Source organism: Nocardia sp. NPDC059180, assembly GCF_042754945.1.
Taxonomy (GTDB): Bacteria; Actinomycetota; Actinomycetes; order Mycobacteriales; family Mycobacteriaceae; genus Nocardia.
In genome coordinates this window covers 175,734-193,196 of record NZ_JBHZBU010000005.1, presented here as the reverse complement: position 1 = coordinate 193,196, position 17,463 = coordinate 175,734, and the positions used below count along the sequence as shown (strand labels likewise).

Below are 17,463 nucleotides of genomic sequence, written 5' to 3'. Positions count from 1 at the left end.
TCCGGGTCCACCGGGTCACCCGGTCGGCCCCGCACACGCGGGAATGGTCCCACGTCCAACACTGGCCGCCCTACGCCCACCCCGTCGGCCCCGCACACGCGGGATGGTCCTTTGATAGGCGTGGCGAAGATGCCCTTGATCTTGTCGGCCCCGCACACGCGGGGATGGTCCGTCAGCACGCCAGTCGTAGTCCCCGTCCGCGTCGTCGGCCCCGCACACGCGGGGATGGCCCTTGGCAGGGCGAGGCGTGGGACATGCTCGACCTGTCGGCCCCGACACGCGGGGATGGTCCCTCACGCATCACATGCTCAGGTCGGGTCGAGCGGTCGGCCCGCACACGTGGGATGGTCGTACGCCTCGACCGCGCCGTTGCAGGTGCGCATCGTCGGCCCCGCACGCGGATAGACCCTGTTCGCGGCCGTCCCGACCCCCCGCACACCACGGCGTATGGCCACCATGCGGCTACAAACGACAGCAGGTACCCCCTTCATGCCACCTGGGGCTCCAATACCGCTGCGCAACGGGCGGAGATAGACATTTGAGATAGCGACTCGATCATAGGAATTACGACCGGAAGCGTGCGCACGGTTCACACCGCGTGCAGCGCTTCCTCTGGTGCCGGAACCCACGATGACCGCGACGCCTCTCAGCGCCTACGCTGGGCCGCGCCGAGGTGAATCGTCGACACACCCGACAGCCGCGGAACGTTCCCATCGGGGCGATCCGGTCCGCAATCGGTCCGCAGCGGCGCCGGAACGTGCCGATGGCAACCAACGAGACCAATGAACAAATTCGCTGGTCAGCAGGATTCCACCATTGGAACCAACACGCGCCGATCACTGCAAACGTCGAAAGCGACGGTCTCAAAAACCGTTGTCCGAAAGGGCGTGTGGGTTCGAGTCCCACACTCGGCACCAAGGTCTGATGATATGTCGATCGTCGCTAGCGACATTCCCCTCTCACGCAGTCCGCAACTGGTCCGCAGCAGTTCACGCGCCCGCATCCCTCTCGACCGCCACGGCCTCGAAGGCGGCGAACCAATCCCAGCGCAGCGCCGCGGGACAGGACCTCAGCCGTAACCAGGCGTGGACAACACACGCCCATGCCGCTGATCGCGCCGTTCGAACCGGCCGCGAAACCGAGCGCACCGGCGAGACCTGCTGCGGTTCAGAACATCTGCTACCGCCGATGTGCGTATTCGATCTGGTCGACCATGCGCGTTCACCGGTCGTGTGAGCCCGCGTCAGGGGCGGGCGGCGACGTCGATCCGGATATCCCGGCATTGGTCCCGGGTCTCGGGGAGTTGCTGGAAACCTGCCGATCTGTAGGTGGCGACGGCGCCGATATTGGAGCTCGGGGTGCAGACGACCGCGCTGGAGGAGCCCAGCTCCTGAAGTGTGGCCGCCGCGGCGATGGTGATGGCCGTGCCGTAGCCGCGGCCGCGATGTTCCCGATGCACGCCCACCGGCTCGAGCAACCCGGGCTTGTCCGGACCGGCCCACCACACCGTCGCCGCCGCTACCGCATTGCCCTGGTCGTCGTAGGCGACCAGGCACCGGGCGTCGGCGTACAGCGATCCGGCCGCCATCATGTGCCAGCGTTCGTCGGTGAACGTCGACCGGTCGAACGATGCCCGATGAACGGCCGTCCGCACATACGCCTGCTCCGGCCCGATCAACTCGATCCGCACGCCCGGGTCCTGCACCGGCTCGGTCAGGTCGCAACGCAGCGGCGTCCACGGCTCGTCGGCATTCCAGCCGTTCTCGGACAGACGCGCTCGGACCAGCGCACCCTGCGGCGCGTCCACAGACACCTCCCCTGCTACCAGGACGCCGCGCTCCGGGTCGACCACATCCACGACCAGCTGCCGCGCCAGCTCCTCGTCCTGCTGAGCGTCCGGCGCGATCGCCAGCCGCAACAACGTGGGTCCGTCCAGCAGCCCGGCGGGCAGGATCTGGCCGTTGTGGCTCCAGGTCCGGACCGCCGTGGCCGTCGCCTCTGCACCGAACCGCCAGAACCAGCCCAGGTCCCCGGGATGTAGTTGCATCGGTGCCCCGTCGTATTGCCACTCCCGCAGCACGCCTGCGACCTTGCTCAGCCCGTCTACTCCCGGTGTGCCCAATTCAACCGTCATACCCCCGAGCACACACCACCCAGCCGGCTGTCCGCACGCCGTTTTCGACAGACCGGCGTGGCGAAGGTTTGGGTGGGGCGGACCAGTCATGAGTGTCCTCCTGCCCTGACCGAATACGGTCGCGACGAACGGAACCCGCCAGGCCCCGAATTGATACTCGGCGCCATGCTGTTGAACTCCAGGCTGCGCGGCTACGTACACCCGTACGACGTCGTGGAGGTTTGCATGCGGGTGACCAGGTCGACGGTGGATCTGTCGGGGTATCCGGACCTCGTGGTGATCTACCTGGGGATGCGGGTGCGTAAGCCGCGGGGGATGCTGCGTCTGCTCGGTGTGGGGCCGAAACTGTATCGGTCGCATCAGGATCAGCCCGACGGTTTGCTGCTGCACGAGGACGTCGTCTGGTCGCTGTTTCCGCCGCACTGGGGGGCGCGGCAGTACTGGCGCGACCTCGACAGCCTGGAGCGCTGGACCCGGTCCGCGCCGCACCGGGACTGGTGGCAGAAGTTCCTGCGTGATTCCGGCGGCACCGGGTTCTGGCATGAGGCCTACTTCCTGCGCGGCGGCATCGACGCCGTGTACGACGACATGACCACCCCCACCGGACTGGCCCGGTTCGCACCAGTCAACGCCAGCCGCGGCCGCATGTTCTCCACCCGCGGCCGGGTACACGGCGAACCTCCGGCATACCCGCCGGTGGTGACCGAAAACGACTATTACCCCGATGATTCCGTAAGATAGCCACCGCCCCACAGCTATTCGCGACACACCCGAACACGAAACGACGCCCGCGCGGCGATTGTGTACAGGATGCTAAGCGCAGATGAATATGTGGCCGAGCGAGTGTGATATTGCACTTTTCATACTTCTGGTCGGTAATCGCGCGATTTACCGTATCCGCATGCACGTCCTGTTCGTTTGCAATGGCAATGTGTGCCGTTCGGTGATCGCCGAACGGCTCGCACGCGCCATCGCGCTCGAACACGGCCTCACCGGACTCACCGCGGAGAGCGCGGGCACCCGGGCGCTGGTCGGATTCCCCGCCGAACCATTGGCCGCGCAGACAATTGCCGGGCTCGGCGCCGACCCGGACGGCTTCCGCGCGCGCAAGCTCACACCCGAGCACATCGACCGCGCGGACCTGGTCCTCGCCATGACCGAACCGATCCGTGACCAGGCCGCGAGCATGGCCTTCGGCGCCGCCGTGCGCACCTTCACCCTCCTCGAAGCCCACCGCATCGCCAAGGTCACCGGCGCCCGCACCGTGGCCGACCTGCATCAGGCCCGCAACGACCTGTCGCTGGTCGGCCGGGAGAACATCGCCGACCCGGTCGGCCTGTCCGAACCGGCCTTCTGCGCGGTCGGTGACCGCATCGCCGAGGCCCTCCTGCCGCTGCTGCTCGCCCTCGGCGCCGACGAACCACCACAGGCCGATGATGAGCGTCCGGGGCTGGTGCTGCAACCCGCACACGGACCCGCACCGATGGCGACATTTCTCGCCGCCCAGCGCACCGGCTGGTATGCCTGACGCCCGCGCCCGAAAGGACTACACTCCCGCGAAAAGACTTCCGCTGTCGACGATTCGACCCGACGGCGCCCTCCGAACACACGACAGGAATCAGACATGCCGAAACGCATTTCGGATGTTTCGCTCCATGTTTATGTGACACCGGAAAACCTCGAACGCATCGTCGAGGCCGTCCGAACGGCACTCGACGACCACCTACAAGACCGTGATGTCTTCGCCTGGCGTTTCACGCTACCGGCGGCCCCGGACGACCCACTCCACAGAGAATTCGAAACGCACTGGCGTGCATCGAATTCCGGCACATTGCCGACCGGATACGGCACCTACGAGATCGCCCTGAGCTTGGTCGGCGAACCCGCCGAGCTCACTGATGCCGATATGACCGCCTTGCAGGACCGGCTACGGACCGGCATCACCGGGGCTACCGCACGTGAGGCCCCATTCCGCATCCGCGCCCATCAGCGCACCGACGTCGACCTCTACCCCACCATCGAACGCATCTGAACCGGGCGGGCGGCGAATGCCGGTTCCACCCACAACCTTTCCGCGCCCCGGCGACATCGTCATCACCCGGCTGCCGCGCAGCGCCAGGTACCGTCGGAGCGGAAAGCCTGCTGCGACAGAGGGGACAGCGATGGGCACCGACGTCATCCCCCGCCCATCACTTGGCAGGTTCTTCGGGTTGGTGTTCGCACTGTCAGTGCCGTTCATCGCGCTGGGCGCGGCCGCTGGGACGATCCCGGGCCTGCCCAACGACCTGCCGGTCAGCGCGCTGATGTTTGTCAGCCCGGCGCTGGCTGCGGTGCTGCTCGTCGGTCGCGCGGGCATCGGCCCGCTGCTGCGGCGCACGCTGCGCATCGGCGCGGCACGGGCCCGCAGATGGCTGGTGATCGCCGCCGCTGTGGCGCCCGTGGTCTCGGCGCTCGGCTATCTCGCGCTGCGCGCGGCCGGTGCGGGCGAGCCCGCCGACGATGTGCCGTGGGCCGCGGTGCCGGTGTTCGTGGCGGCGTTTCTCCTCTCGGCTCTCGGCGAGGAGACCGGCTGGATGGGCTACGCCGTCGACGAGATGCGGCGGCGCTGGAATCTGCTCACGACCGGCGTGTTGCTCGGCATCGTCTGGGGCGTCTGGCATCTGGTGCCGCTGGCGCAAGCGGGCCGGGGCACGTCCTGGATCGCGGGCTGGTTCTTGTCGACGGTGGCGCTGCGGGTGATCATCGTCTGGCTCTACGACGCCTCGGGTGAACTGATCCTCACCGCGATACTCGCCCACGCCAGCAGCAATGTCGTCTCGTCACTGCTACCGGGATACCTGGAACCGGCGACGATGTGGGCGGTCGCCGTCGCCCTCACCGTGTGCGCGGCGGTGCTGACCGCGCTGCGGCCGGCACCCGGAACATCCGGGCGCCGGCCGTGCGAAGTCAGCGGCGGGACGGGAAGTGGCGGATGAGCCCTTCCTGCACTGTGGTCGCCAGCAGTTCACCGCTGCGGGAGTAGAAGCGGCCGGTGGCCAGGCCGCGCGAGCCGGCCGCGACCGGGGATTCGGTGGCGTAGAGCGCCCACTCGTCGAAACGGAAGGGGCGATGGAACCAGATGGAATGATTCACCGTCGCCGCCACGATCCGGTCCAGGCCCCAGGACAGACCGTGGGTGGTGATGATCGAATCGAGCACCGTGGTGTCGGAGGAGTAGCCGAGAGTCGCCACGTGGATCAGCGGGTCGTCCGGCAGGGTGCCGTCGGCGCGCATCCACACCCGATTGTGGTTGAGCCGCTCACCGGTGCCCTTGAGGATCCAGGACGGGTCGTTGGTGTAGCGCATATCGATCGGGTGCGGCGCCTTGACGAACATCTCCAGCTTGTCCTCCAAGCCTTCGAAGCTCTCCTCCACCCGCGGCAACGTCTCCGGGTCCGGGACCTCGGGCTGCTCATGGGCGTGCTCGAGCCCCTTGCCCCAGTCCTGGAAAGCGGCCAGCATGACGAACAGTTCCTGGCCGTCCTGGCTGGCGGTGACCGTGCGGTTGGCGAAGGAACGGCCGTCGCGGTGCCGGTCGACCCGGTATTCGATCGGCTTCTTCACATCGCCGCCGCGCACGAAATGCGCGTTGACGGCATGCACCGGACGGTCACCGACCGTCCGGCCCGCCGCCATGATCGCCTGCGACACCAGCTGTCCGCCGAACGTACGGCTCCACACCTTCTCCGGGTGCTGCCCGACGAAGACGTCTTCGCCGGTCTGTTCCAGATCCAGCAGATCCAGCAATACGTCTAGGTCGGATTGGCGCGACGACATCGATTCGACGTCGACGGGGTCGCCGAGCGAGGTGCTCACTCTAATGGTCCTCCTCACCGATACGGTGCACGTGGATCAGGTTGGTGGAACCGACGGTACCGGGCGGGGAGCCCGCGACGATAACCACCAGGTCGCCCTTCTGATACCGGTTCATGCTCAGCAGTGCCTGGTCGACCTGCTTGATCATGGCGTCGGTGCTGTCGACCGTCGGGACGATGAAGGTCTCGGTACCCCAGGTCAGCGCGAGCTGGCTGCGTACCTCCGGCAACGGGGTGAATGCCAGCAGCGGCAGCGGGGTGTGCAGCCGGGCGAGGCGGCGCACGGTGTCACCGGACTGGGTGAAGGCCACCAGCGCCTTGGCGTTGAGCCGTTCACCGATATCGCGGGCCGCGTAGGAGATGACACCGCGCTTGGTGCGCGGCACATGCGTCAGCGGCGGCACCCGGGTGGATTCGGTTTCCACCGCGTGCACGATGCGCGCCATGGTGCGCACCGTCTCGATCGGGTACGCGCCGACCGAGGTCTCACCGGACAGCATCACCGCGTCCGCGCCGTCGAGCACCGCGTTGGCGACGTCGGAGGCCTCGGCCCGGGTGGGGCGCGAGTTCTCGATCATCGACTCCAGCATCTGCGTGGCCACGATGACGGGTTTGGCGTTCTCCCTTGCCATCTGGATGGCGCGCTTCTGCACGATCGGCACCTGCTCGAGCGGCAGCTCCACGCCGAGATCGCCGCGCGCGACCATGACCGCGTCGAAGGCGAGCACGACGGCCTCGAGGTTGTCGATGGCTTCGGGCTTCTCCAGCTTGCCGATCACCGGGACGCGGCGGCCGACGCGGTCCATCACCTCGTGCACCAGCTCGACATCCGACGGCGAACGCACGAACGACAGTGCGATGAAGTCGACGCCCAGTTTCAGGGCGAACTCGAGGTCTTCGATGTCCTTGTCCGACAGCGCGGGCACCGACACGTCCATGCCGGGCAGCGAGACGCCCTTGTTGTTGCTGACCGGGCCGCCCTCGGTGACCCGGCACACCACGTCGTTGCCGTCGACGGCGGTGACGGTCAGGCCGACCTTGCCGTCGTCGACGAGCAGGCGGTCACCGGGCTTGGCGTCCTCGGCGAGTTCTTTGTAGGTGGTCGAGACGCGGTCGTGGGTGCCGTCACAGTCCTCGACGGTGATGCGCACCTCTTCGCCCGTCGCCCAGACGGTCCGGCCTTCGATGAATCGGCCGAGGCGGATCTTGGGGCCCTGGAGATCGGCGAGAATGCCGACGGCGCGGCCGACATGGTCGGAGGCCTGCCGCACCTTCTTGTAGTTGTCGGCATGGTCTGAGTGCTCACCGTGGCTGAAATTCAGCCGCGCCACATCCATACCGCTCTCGACGAGTTCTCGAATACGGTCCTCGGTGGCAGTGGCCGGGCCGAGGGTGCACACAATCTTCGTCCGTCGCATCACGAGTAGAGCCTAGTCCCGTGGCGGGACCAGGGCGCGTTGTGGCCTGCCGAGTCGCCGTGGCTGGGAACTGTGATGCTCACCTCGCGCTGAGCGAGCGCGCGTAATTCACCTGATGCAGCAGCATCGGGAAGGTCTGCTGGTTCTGGGCCGGGATCATCGTGGAGTGGTAGCGGCCCCCGCTGGTAACCGTCACCTGCACGTAGCCGACCGTGTTCTTCTCCTTGACCAGCAGGAACAGCAGGCCGAGGAAACACAGGGGGAACAGCAGGATCGCCAGCACGACCGCGTAGGTCGGGATCTTCTCGGAGCTCTGCGACATATCGGTGATCGTCCAGATCGCTCCGCGCAACGGCATGCTGCCCGCCGGGGTGGTGACCGAGTCCTCGGAGATACCGATATCGCCGATCGACATCAGGAACCCGCCGGGCACTCCCATCGGCATCGGTCCGGTCATGCCGGGCAGCATGGCCGGGTACATCCCGCTCGGCACGGGCGGGAAAGCGGCCGTGGGTCGCGGGCCCGCGGGCTGTTGTGGATAGCCGGAGAACGTGCCCGGCTGCGCCGGACCACCGTCGGCCGGATACGCCTGATCCCCCGGGTGCGAACTCAGTGGCGGATCGGTGGCCTTGCGCAGACTCGGCCCGGTGCCGGGCGGGCCGTACTGCGGGCCCCCGGATCCCGGCGAATTCTGATCTGACCCGGCCACTCGCGTCCTCCTGTCCTGCGGGCGCTCGCGCCGCCCCCCGAAACTCGTCCTCGCCCATCCGCGGCCCGTGCGGGCCTACCGCCCATTCTGTCGGGCGGCGCCGTCGCTGTCGCCCGAACCGGCGCCCACCTCTGAGCGACAACGCCCGCAGTTGTCGCTCAGAGGTGGGCGAACAGTATCGGCGTGCGTGCCGATCAGCTGCCCTTCTTCACCCCGGCAGCCTCATTCGACTCGGCGTCCTTGCCGTCACCGGCGGCTTCGCTCGACTCGGCACCCTCGGCCGACTCCGCGTCTTTTCCGGACGCGGTGTCATCGCCCGACTCGTCGGCATCACTAGCGTCGGCATCCTTGCTCGACTTGGTGCCACCGGGCTTTTCGGTCGTGGACTCGGTGTCATCGCCGGACTCGGCGTCCTCGCCTGACTTCGCGTCCTTGCCGGACTTCGCGCCCTTGCCGGACTCCGCATCCTTGCCCGACTTCCCGTCCTTGCCGGACTCCGCGCCCTTGCCGGACTTCGCCCCTGTGCCGGACTTCGCGTCCTCGCCCGCCGCCGCGTCCTTGCCGGACTCCGCGTTGCCCGACTTCGCGCCCTTGTCCAACTTCGCGCCCTGGCCGGACTTCGCACCCGTGTCCGGTTTGGTGTCCTCGTCAGCTCCGGCCTTCTCGGCCTCATCTGCGGTCGAGTCGGCCCCGACGCTGTCGACCCGGTCCTTCTCGGCTGCCACTGCCGACGCCGCACCGGCGCGGCGCAGCGCCCCGATCTGCCACGGCCACGGCCGCTTCTCCGCTCCGGGCTGGAGCTGCGCGGCAGTTTCGCGGCCCTTGGTCGCGAAGACGAAGTAGGCGATGGCGGCCAGGAAGACCAGGGCGGAGGTGAAGGAGTTGACGCGGATGCCTGCGATGAGGGTGGCCTCGTCGTCGCGCATGAGTTCGACGAAGAAGCGGCCGAAGCTGTAGCCGGCGACGTACAGGGCGAACAGGCGGCCGTGGCCGATGCGGAAACGCTTGTCGATGTAGACCAGCAGCAGCACGACGGCCACGTTCCACACCAGTTCGTACAGGAACGTCGGGTGCACGACCTTCTCCACCACACCGGTGGAGACGCCGTTCATCATGTCCAGGCGGCCCTGGTCGTCGAAGCGCTGGTAGATCTCGAGGCCCCACGGCACTTCGGTCTCACGGCCGTACAGTTCCTGGTTGAAGTAGTTGCCGAGGCGTCCGATGGCTTGGGCCAGCAGGATCGGCGGTGCGATCGCGTCGCCGAGGGCGGGCAGCGGGATCTTGTAGACGCGGCAGCCGATCCAGGCGCCGATACCGCCGAGGAACACCGCACCCCAGATGCCGAGGCCGCCCTGATAGATCTTGAGCGCGTCCATCGGATTGCCGTCGGCGCCGAAGTACTTCTGCCAGTCGGTGGCGACGTGGTAGAGCCTGCCACCGATGAGACCGAACGGGACGGCGAACATCGCGACATCCAGCACTGCACCCTGCTGCCCGCCGCGCTCACGCCAGCGTCGCTCACCCCACCAGATGGCGACGATGATGCCGATGATGATGCACAGCGCGTAGGCCCGCAGCGGGAACGGCCCGATCTGCCACACGCCTTGCGGCGGGCTGGGGAGATAGGCGAGCACATCGGCGGCGGCGCCGCTCAGAACGCCGTCACCGCGCGTGCCGATGCTGGAAACACTGTCTGCCAGGACTTGTAAGGTCACGGGGGCCACCGTAGTCGAGCGGCGGGCCGGTGCGTCTTCGGGTCAGGAGGCGACGGTCGCCGAGCGCACGCCCTCGGCCAGTTCCGCGGTCAGCGTGCGCACCGCGTCCAGCCCTTCGGCCGCCGCGCTCACCAACGCCGACCCGACGATCACGCCGTCGGCGTAGGCGGCGATCTCAGCGGCCTGCGCACCCGAACGCACACCGAGCCCGACGCCGATCGGGATATCGGAATGCGCGCGGACTCGCGCGCACAACGCGGGCGCTGCCGAAGAAACGGCGTCACGGGCGCCGGTCACACCCATGGTGGAGGCGGCGTAGACGAAGCCACGCGACGCTTCCAGGGTCTTGACCAGCCGCTCCTCGGTGGACGACGGCGCGACCAGGAATATCCGGTCCAGATCGTGGGCGGCCGAGGCGACGAACCACTCGTCGGCTTCGTCCGGGATCAGATTCGGGGTGATGATGCCGGCGCCACCCGCGCCGGCGAGGTCACGGGCGAACCGATCCACCCCGTACTTGAGCACGGGATTCCAGTAGCTCATGACCACGGCCTGCGCTCCAGCCGCAGTGACGGCCTCGACCACGGAGAACACATCGCGCACCCGCACACCGCCGCGCAATGCCTGCTCGGCGGCCTGCTGGATGGTCGGTCCGTCCATCACCGGATCGGAATAGGCCACGCCGACCTCGACGATGTCGCAGCCGGCCTCGACCATGGCGCGCACGGTGGCGATCGAGCCGTCCAGATCAGGGAAGCCCGCGGGCAGATAACCGATCAGGGCGGCGCGGTGTTCGGCGCGGCAGGCCGCGAAGGTGTTGGCGAGTCTGGACTGCTGGCTCACTACGCGTTCCCCTTGCCCTCTGCGGCGTCGTCGTCGAACAGTCCGAACCAGCGGGCGGCGGTGTCCATATCCTTGTCCCCGCGACCGGACAGGTTCACCAGGATGATGGCGCCCGGGCCGAGCTGCTTGCCGAGCTCGAGCGCACCGGCCACAGCGTGTGCGGATTCGATCGCCGGAATGATGCCCTCGGCGCGGCTGAGCAGCAGCAGCGCATCCATCGCCGCGGTGTCGGTGACCGGCAGGTACTCGGCGCGGCCGGTGTCCTTGAGGTAGGCGTGCTCGGGGCCGACACCCGGGTAGTCCAGGCCCGCGGAGATGGAATGCGATTCGATGGTCTGCCCGTCCTCGTCCTGCAGCAGGTACGAGTAGGCGCCCTGGAAGGCACCGGGGGTGCCACCGGTGAAGGTGGCGGCGTGGCGGCCGGTCTCGACGCCGTCACCGGCGGCCTCGTAGCCGACCAGGCGTACGCCGGGATCGTCGATGAAGGCGTGGAAGATACCGATGGCGTTGGAGCCGCCACCCACGCAGGCGGCGACGGCGTCGGGGAGCCTGCCGGTCATCGACTGCACCTGCTCGCGGGCCTCGAGGCCGACCACGCGCTGGAAGTCGCGCACCATGAGCGGGAACGGATGCGGTCCGGCGGCGGTGCCGAAGCAGTAGTAGGTGTCGTCGGCGTTGGAGACCCAGTCGCGCAGCGCCTCGTTGATGGCGTCCTTGAGCGTCTGCGAGCCGGTGGTCACCGAGACGACCTCGGCGCCGAGCAGCCGCATCCGCGCGACGTTGAGCGCCTGCCTGGCGGTATCGACGGCACCCATGTAGATGATGCAATCCAGCCCGAGCAGCGCACAGGCGGTCGCGGTGGCCACACCGTGCTGACCGGCGCCGGTTTCGGCGATGACGCGGGTCTTGCCCATGCGCTTGGCGAGCAGCGCCTGCCCGAGCACGTTGTTGATCTTGTGCGAACCGGTGTGATTCAGGTCCTCGCGCTTGAGGAGGATGCGCGCGCCACCGGCGTGCTCGGCCAGCCGAGTGCATTCGAAGACCGGCGACGGACGTCCGGTGTAGTCGCGCTGCAACCGATCGAGCTCGGTAAGGAAACCGGGGTCGGCGCGGACTTTGTCGTATTCGGCGGTGACCTCTTCGATGACCGCCATGAGCGCCTCGGGCACATGCCTGCCGCCGTAGACGCCGAAGTGGCCGCCGCTGTCGGGCTCGTGTCCGCTGCGGTGGGCTACGCCCGCGCTCGCGGCAGGAAGCTCGCCGCCCGCCATTACCGGGCCCGCCGTGCTGGCTTCGGGCAGGACGGATGGGTGCCTGCGGTCACCAGCTGCGAGACCGCCGCACGCGGGTCGCCACTGGTCACCAGGCCTTCACCGACGAGCACGGCGTCCGCGCCGGCACCGGCGTAGGCCATCAGATCCGCCGTGCCGCGCACACCGGACTCGGCGATGCGGATGACCTCGGTAGGCAGCCCGGGTGCGATCCGCGCGAAGCAGTCCCGGTCCACTTCCAGAGTCTTGAGGTTGCGTGCGTTGATGCCGACGACCGAGGCGCCCGCGGTGAGCGCGCGGTCGGCCTCTTCTTCGGTGTGCACCTCGACCAGCGCGGTCATCCCGAGCGATTCGGTGCGGTCGATGAGCGAGCTGAGCGTGTCCTGCTCCAGCGCGGCGACGATCAGCAGAATGACGTCGGCGCCATGGGCCCGGGCCTCGTGGATCTGGTACGGGCCGACGACGAAGTCCTTGCGCAGCACCGGAATGTTCACGGCGGCGCGCACGGCGTCCAGGTCGTCGAGCGAGCCGTGGAAGCGACGGCCCTCGGTGAGCACGCTGATGATGCGGGCGCCGCCGTCTTCATAGGCCTTGGCCAGGCTGGCCGGATCGGCGATCTCGGCGAGCGCGCCCTTGGACGGGCTGGCCCGCTTGACCTCGGCGATGACACCGATACCGTCTTCGTGCAGTGCCGCGAGTGCGTCCCGGGGTGGCGGCGCGGCGGCCGCGGCGGCCTTGATGGCCTGGAAGTCCAGCAGGGATTCCCGTGCGGCCACATCCGCGCGGACCCCGTCGAGAATCGAGTCGAGTACCGTCATCTGGCTCGAATCCTTTCTGGGGAGACGGACTCACTGCCTGAGAAATCCCCCCAGGCGCTGTCTCACCGGTGCTGATCAAGAGTAAAGGGATGGGTGTGGCGCGCGTGCGCCGGGGTTGGCACCCGGGTTGCGGGCGTCCGCCACATGTGCTGCGACGGGTCGCCCGATCATCGGATCATCTGTCGTCGAGCCTGGATGAGTCGTCGTCGCGGCCGTTGCGCGGGCGATCTTCGGTGGGGTCGGTACCCGCGTCGAGCGCGTCCCAGAGCACCCGTTCGGTGACCGGTGGCGCGGCGCTGTCGCCGTCGGCGCCGCGGCCGGTGACCAGGTCGGTGGCGGCGGCGCGGCGAGCGACCGGATTGTCGTACTTGCCCGACATCGGCGCGCTCTCCTTCGGCATCTTGGCCAGCAGCACGCCCGCGGCGAAGGCGGCAAGTGCGCCCGCCATGGTCAGGACAGCGGGCAGGGCGGACGTGGTCACCTCGTCGACCTGTGCGCGTCCGGGGAGTTCGGCGAGGGTGGCCGCACGCTGCGACGTCGCGCCGGAACCGGTGAGCACCGCCAGCGCGGGCACCGCGACGACCGCGCCGACCAGCGCCACCAGTACACCCACTACCCGCCGCAGCCAGCCCTTGGTGGCCAGCACCGCCGCGATGGCGGCGAGCAGCACCAGCGCCAGCGGGGTGAGCGCGCCGAACCACACGCCGCCGTCGAGGTCGTCGGTGCGTGGTTCGGTGAGACCGTCGGAGGAGGTGACGCTCACCCACGTCATCCGCGACGAACCCCACAGGGCGACCGCGGCCAGTGCGAGCAGCACCACGGGAACGACGGGATAACGCCTGCGCGCAGCGACCGGAACCGCCGTTGCGGCCTCCTGTGCCGAACTGCCGGTGTCCGGATCGTGTTCCGCGGTCATTCGGACGCCTCGTCGCTGTCGGGATCCGCGCGGTAGGCGCGCACCGTCTTCGCGGCCGCGACCGCACGCAGCACCGCCATCGCCTTGTTGCGCGATTCGGTGTCCTCGTACTCGGGTTCGGAGTCGGCGACCACACCCGCACCGGCCTGGACGTAGGCGGTGCCGTCCTTGAGTAGAGCGGTGCGGATGGCGATCGCGGTATCGGCGTCACCGGCGAAATCGAGATAGCCGACCACGCCGCCGTACACCCCGCGACGGGTGGGCTCGAGTTCCTCGATGAGTTCCATCGCCCGCACCTTCGGCGCGCCGGACAGGGTGCCCGCCGGGAAGCAGGCACGCACCGCGTCCAGCGCGATCTTGCCCGGCGCCAGCCGCCCGGACACCGTGGACACCAGGTGCATGACGTGGCTGTAGCGCTCGACGTGCCGGTAGTCGGTGACGCGCACCGTGCCCGGCTGACATACCCGGCCGAGGTCGTTGCGGCCGAGATCGACGAGCATCAGATGCTCGGCGTTTTCCTTCTCGTCGGCGAGCAGACCCTTCTCCAGCAGCAGGTCGTCCTCTTCGGTGGCGCCGCGCCAGCGGGTACCGGCGATCGGGTGCGTGGTGGCCACGCCTTCCTTCACCGTCACCAGCGACTCCGGGCTGGAGCCGACGATGGAGAACGCGGTGCCGCCGGAGCCGTCGGGCACATGCAGCATGTACATGTACGGGCTCGGGTTGGACGCGCGCAGCATCCGGTACAGGTCGATCGGCGCGCCGTCGTAGTCCATCTCGAAGCGCTGCGACAGCACCACCTGGAAGGCTTCGCCCGCCTCGATCTCCTTGACCAGCCTGCGCACCCCGGCGCCGTATTCCTCGGTGGTGCGCCGGCGCAGGTAATCCGGTTGGGGCTGGTCGAACACCGACACCGTCGACGGCGCGGGCGCGGCCAGTGCGGCGGTCATCCGGTCCAGGCGGGCAACCGCGTCGTCGTAGGCCTCGTCGACCCGCTCGGCGGTGCCGTTCCAGTTGACGGCATTGGCGATGAGGGTGATGGCGCCCTCGTGGTGATCGAAGGCGGCGAGATCGGTGGCCAGCAGCAGCACCATATCGGGCAGTTGCAGATCGTCGGCGGCCAGCTCGGGCAGGCGCTCCATCCGCCGCACCGCATCGTAGGCGAGGTAGCCGACCATGCCACCGGTCAGCGGCGGCAGTCCGGGCATGCGCTCGGTGCGCAGCAGTTCGAGGGTTTCGTGTAGCGCGTCGAGCGGATCACCACCGGACGGGGCGTCGGCGGGGGTGGTGCCGAGCCACGCGGCCTCGCCGTCGACCACCGTCAGCGCCGACGGGCTGCCCGCGCCGATGAACGACCAGCGCGACCAGGACCGCCCGTTCTCCGCGGACTCGAACAGGAAGGTGCCCGCCCGGTCGCCGGCCAGTTTGCGATAGGCCGACAGTGGAGTTTCGGAGTCCGCCAGCACCTTTCGAGTCACCGGCACCACCCGGTGTTCGGCGGCGAGCTGGTGGAACTGTTCGCGGGTCGTGGTGGCCGTGGTGTCCTGGCGGTGGGATGCGCCCTGCATCGGTCCATCATCCCAGGCCGGTCCGACCGGCCGATGGGCGCACCCATCGGTACTGTCGATCCATGAAGACTGGCCAGCTCGCTCCGCAGTTCGAGCTCCCCGACCAATCCGGCACCAAACGCTCCCTCGACGATCTGCTCGTCGACGGCCCTCTCGTGCTCTTCTTCTATCCCGCCGCCAATACCCCGGTCTGCACCGCCGAGGCCTGCCATTTCCGCGATCTGGCCGAGGAATTCGCCGCGGCCGGCGCGAGCTGCGCGGGCATCAGTGCCGACGAGGTCGACACCCAGGCCGGGTTCGCGGGCAAGCAGCGCCTGGACTACCCACTGCTCTCGGATCCGGACGGGGTGGTCGCCCAGCAGTTCGGCGTCAAGCGCGGGCTGCTCGGCAAGCTGGCTCCGGTCAAGCGGCAGACCTTCGTCATCGACAAGGACCGGACCGTGCTCACCGTCATCACCGGTGAACTGCGCGCCAACGTGCACGCCGACGAGGCCCTGCGCTTCCTTCGCGAACGCGCCAACTGATCCGCCGCCGGTCCGGGCACGCCCTGGACCGGCACTTTTCTGCCGAAACACCGGGCCGATCACCGGCACGCCGGTGCCAGGCGGACCTACGCTGGATTCATGACCACGCCCGAGCGCACGCCGGACACGCGGACATCCACCTCGATCTCCTGGCGCACCCGGATCATCGCGGGAGCCGTCCTGGTCGTGGTGCTGATCGTCGCCTACCTCATCCTCGCGGCGTTCATCCCCCGCTGGTGGGCCCAGCGCGTCGGCGAGATGGTTGGCGGCAGCTTCTCCAAGGGCATCGGCTGGGGCCTGGTCTACGGCGGCCTGTGTACCGCCGTTCCGTTGTTCCTGTTGCTGGTCGCGGTGCTGGTCTGGAAGCGCCGCGGCGGCAAGGTGATCGCGGGCGGCGCGGTGGTGCTCGCCGTCGTCTTCGCGATTCCGAACCTGATGACGCTGACGGTGGTGCTCGGCGGCAACAACGCCGCGCACGCGGGCGAGCGCATCATGGACGTCGACGCGCCCGCCTTCCGCGGCGCCTCACTGGCCGGAGCCCTCATCGCGCTGCTGATCTTCCTCGCCGTGGTGTTCCTGGTGGTCAAGCGCGGGTGGCGGCGCCGCGCGGAAGCCAAGGCGGCCGTCAAGGCGGGCGACGTGGCGCCCATCGAATCGACCGAAACCGTCGGCAAGTCCGGCGGTATTCCCGCAACCGAGGCTCACCGCACCGAAAACCTGTGAGTGACCTCACGTCATTCAGCGTCTCGCAGACGGCCGAGCGAAGTCGTGGCAAACTCGTGGGCGCGGGTGACTGTTAGTGCGAAACCACGTCACTTGGCTCGAGAGAAGGCGCACAGTGACGAAGTGGCTAAATCCAGTAGAACAACGAGCTTGGCGGGCGATTGTCGCGTTGATGACACGCCTGCCGGGCGCTTTGGACACCCAGCTGCAACGCGAGGCCGGCGTCACCCACTTCGAATTCTGGGTGCTGTCGCTGTTGTCGGAGGAGCCGGGGCACCGACTTCAGATGAGTGAGCTTGCCCACAGGGCAAATGCATCGCTATCGCGACTGTCCCATGTGGTATCGAAGCTCGAGCGCATGGGCTGGGCCGAACGGACCGTCACCGCCGGACGTCGCGGTGTGCAGGCCGTGCTCACCGACGACGGCTACAAGAAGGTAGTCGAGGCCGCCCCCGGCTATCTGGACGCGGTCCGCAGACTGGTGCTCGACGGTCTGGACGCCGGTCAGACCGCCGCCCTCGCCGATCTCGGCGAAGTGATGACCACTCAGCTCTCCGACGGCCTCGGCAGTCCGATCCGGACGAAGGACGAGACCTCCGGCTACTGATCCGGGGCCGCGCTCAGGGTTGCGCGGCGAGCAGCACGTCGGCATCGAAACAGGTGTGGGTGCCGGTGTGGCAGGCCGCCCCCTCCTGGTCGACCACGAGTAGCACGGTGTCGCCATCGCAGTCCAGGCGCACTTCGTGCACGTACTGGGTATGCCCGGACGTCTCCCCCTTGACCCAGTACTGCTGCCGCGAGCGGGAGTAGTAGGTGCCCTTGCGGGTGGCCAGCGTACGGGCCAGCGCCTCGTCGTCCATCCACGCGACCATCAGCACATCGCCGGTGCCGCGCTCCTGCGCGACGGCGGCGAACAGGCCCGCCTCATTGCGCTTGAGGCGGGCGGCGATGGCGGGGTCGAGTGTCATGTCAC

Annotated in this window: 18 protein-coding genes; 7 read left to right on the top strand and 11 right to left on the bottom strand. The window is 68.4% G+C overall.

Features of this window, described 5'->3' with window-relative positions:
- Positions 1–1,243 precede the first annotated feature (1,243 nt).
- Positions 1,244–2,134: a GNAT family N-acetyltransferase gene (locus ACFXNW_RS18100; RefSeq protein WP_379418847.1), complete on the bottom strand. Its 891-nt coding sequence runs from the start codon at positions 2,132–2,134 to the stop codon at positions 1,244–1,246.
- A 225-nt stretch (positions 2,135–2,359) separates the two neighbouring features.
- Here ACFXNW_RS18100 and ACFXNW_RS18095 point away from each other — a divergent pair, with 225 nt between their 5' ends.
- The 4 genes from ACFXNW_RS18095 (at position 2,360) to ACFXNW_RS18080 (ending at position 5,109) form a co-directional block, all read left to right on the top strand.
- On the top strand, positions 2,360–2,875 hold the full coding sequence (locus ACFXNW_RS18095; RefSeq protein ID WP_379419085.1) for a phenylacetaldoxime dehydratase family protein: 516 nt from the start codon (positions 2,360–2,362) through the stop codon (positions 2,873–2,875).
- A 160-nt stretch (positions 2,876–3,035) separates the two neighbouring features.
- Entirely contained in the window at positions 3,036–3,662 is a 627-nt protein-coding gene (locus ACFXNW_RS18090) for a low molecular weight phosphatase family protein (protein ID WP_379418846.1), read from the top strand.
- Between the two features lie 96 nt (positions 3,663–3,758).
- Complete coding sequence (locus ACFXNW_RS18085) at positions 3,759–4,166, top strand: hypothetical protein (RefSeq protein ID WP_379418845.1); 408 nt, start codon at positions 3,759–3,761, stop codon at positions 4,164–4,166.
- 130 nt (positions 4,167–4,296) lie between these two features.
- The gene (locus ACFXNW_RS18080) at positions 4,297–5,109 is read left to right on the top strand and encodes a CPBP family intramembrane glutamic endopeptidase (RefSeq protein WP_379418844.1); all 813 of its coding nucleotides are present in this window, start codon (positions 4,297–4,299) and stop codon (positions 5,107–5,109) included.
- Here ACFXNW_RS18080 and ACFXNW_RS18075 read toward each other — a convergent pair.
- The 9 genes from ACFXNW_RS18075 to ACFXNW_RS18035 all read right to left on the bottom strand — a co-directional run bounded on the left by ACFXNW_RS18075 (position 5,081) and on the right by ACFXNW_RS18035 (position 15,243).
- Entirely contained in the window at positions 5,081–5,950 is an 870-nt protein-coding gene (locus tag ACFXNW_RS18075; RefSeq protein ID WP_379419084.1) for an acyl-CoA thioesterase, read from the bottom strand. The genes ACFXNW_RS18080 and ACFXNW_RS18075 overlap by 29 nt on opposite strands.
- 40 nt (positions 5,951–5,990) lie before the next feature.
- On the bottom strand, positions 5,991–7,409 hold the full coding sequence (gene pyk / locus ACFXNW_RS18070; RefSeq protein ID WP_379418843.1) for a pyruvate kinase: 1,419 nt from the start codon (positions 7,407–7,409) through the stop codon (positions 5,991–5,993).
- A 76-nt stretch (positions 7,410–7,485) separates the two neighbouring features.
- Positions 7,486–8,115: a hypothetical protein gene (locus ACFXNW_RS18065; protein ID WP_379418842.1), complete on the bottom strand. Its 630-nt coding sequence runs from the start codon at positions 8,113–8,115 to the stop codon at positions 7,486–7,488.
- 194 nt (positions 8,116–8,309) lie between these two features.
- Complete coding sequence (lgt, locus tag ACFXNW_RS18060) at positions 8,310–9,830, bottom strand: prolipoprotein diacylglyceryl transferase (RefSeq protein WP_379418841.1); 1,521 nt, start codon at positions 9,828–9,830, stop codon at positions 8,310–8,312.
- Positions 9,831–9,872: 42 nt separating this feature from the next.
- A complete protein-coding gene (gene trpA, locus ACFXNW_RS18055; protein ID WP_379418840.1) occupies positions 9,873–10,673 on the bottom strand; it encodes a tryptophan synthase subunit alpha in 801 nt (266 codons plus the stop codon).
- The gene (trpB, locus tag ACFXNW_RS18050) at positions 10,673–11,944 is read right to left on the bottom strand and encodes a tryptophan synthase subunit beta (protein ID WP_379418839.1); all 1,272 of its coding nucleotides are present in this window, start codon (positions 11,942–11,944) and stop codon (positions 10,673–10,675) included. Before trpB ends, trpA begins: the two co-directional genes overlap by 1 nt.
- A complete protein-coding gene (gene trpC / locus ACFXNW_RS18045; protein ID WP_379418838.1) occupies positions 11,944–12,762 on the bottom strand; it encodes an indole-3-glycerol phosphate synthase TrpC in 819 nt (272 codons plus the stop codon). The genes trpB and trpC overlap by 1 nt, the downstream gene beginning before the upstream one ends.
- Before the next feature lie 175 nt (positions 12,763–12,937).
- Positions 12,938–13,678, bottom strand: a complete 741-nt coding sequence (locus tag ACFXNW_RS18040; RefSeq protein ID WP_379418837.1) for a TIGR02234 family membrane protein — start codon at positions 13,676–13,678, stop codon at positions 12,938–12,940.
- The gene (locus ACFXNW_RS18035) at positions 13,675–15,243 is read right to left on the bottom strand and encodes an anthranilate synthase component I (RefSeq protein WP_379418836.1); all 1,569 of its coding nucleotides are present in this window, start codon (positions 15,241–15,243) and stop codon (positions 13,675–13,677) included. Before ACFXNW_RS18035 ends, ACFXNW_RS18040 begins: the two co-directional genes overlap by 4 nt.
- A gap of 62 nt (positions 15,244–15,305) precedes the next feature.
- Between ACFXNW_RS18035 and ACFXNW_RS18030 the strand changes: the two genes are divergently transcribed.
- The 3 genes from ACFXNW_RS18030 (at position 15,306) to ACFXNW_RS18020 (ending at position 17,097) form a co-directional block, all read left to right on the top strand.
- Complete coding sequence (locus tag ACFXNW_RS18030) at positions 15,306–15,767, top strand: peroxiredoxin (protein ID WP_379418835.1); 462 nt, start codon at positions 15,306–15,308, stop codon at positions 15,765–15,767.
- A 99-nt stretch (positions 15,768–15,866) separates the two neighbouring features.
- Positions 15,867–16,490, top strand: a complete 624-nt coding sequence (locus tag ACFXNW_RS18025; protein WP_379418834.1) for a permease — start codon at positions 15,867–15,869, stop codon at positions 16,488–16,490.
- A gap of 172 nt (positions 16,491–16,662) precedes the next feature.
- Entirely contained in the window at positions 16,663–17,097 is a 435-nt protein-coding gene (locus tag ACFXNW_RS18020; protein WP_379418833.1) for a MarR family winged helix-turn-helix transcriptional regulator, read from the top strand.
- A gap of 13 nt (positions 17,098–17,110) precedes the next feature.
- On the opposite strand, the gene hisI is transcribed toward ACFXNW_RS18020, so the two are convergent.
- Complete coding sequence (hisI, locus tag ACFXNW_RS18015) at positions 17,111–17,458, bottom strand: phosphoribosyl-AMP cyclohydrolase (RefSeq protein ID WP_379418832.1); 348 nt, start codon at positions 17,456–17,458, stop codon at positions 17,111–17,113.
- Positions 17,459–17,463: the final 5 nt, after the last annotated feature.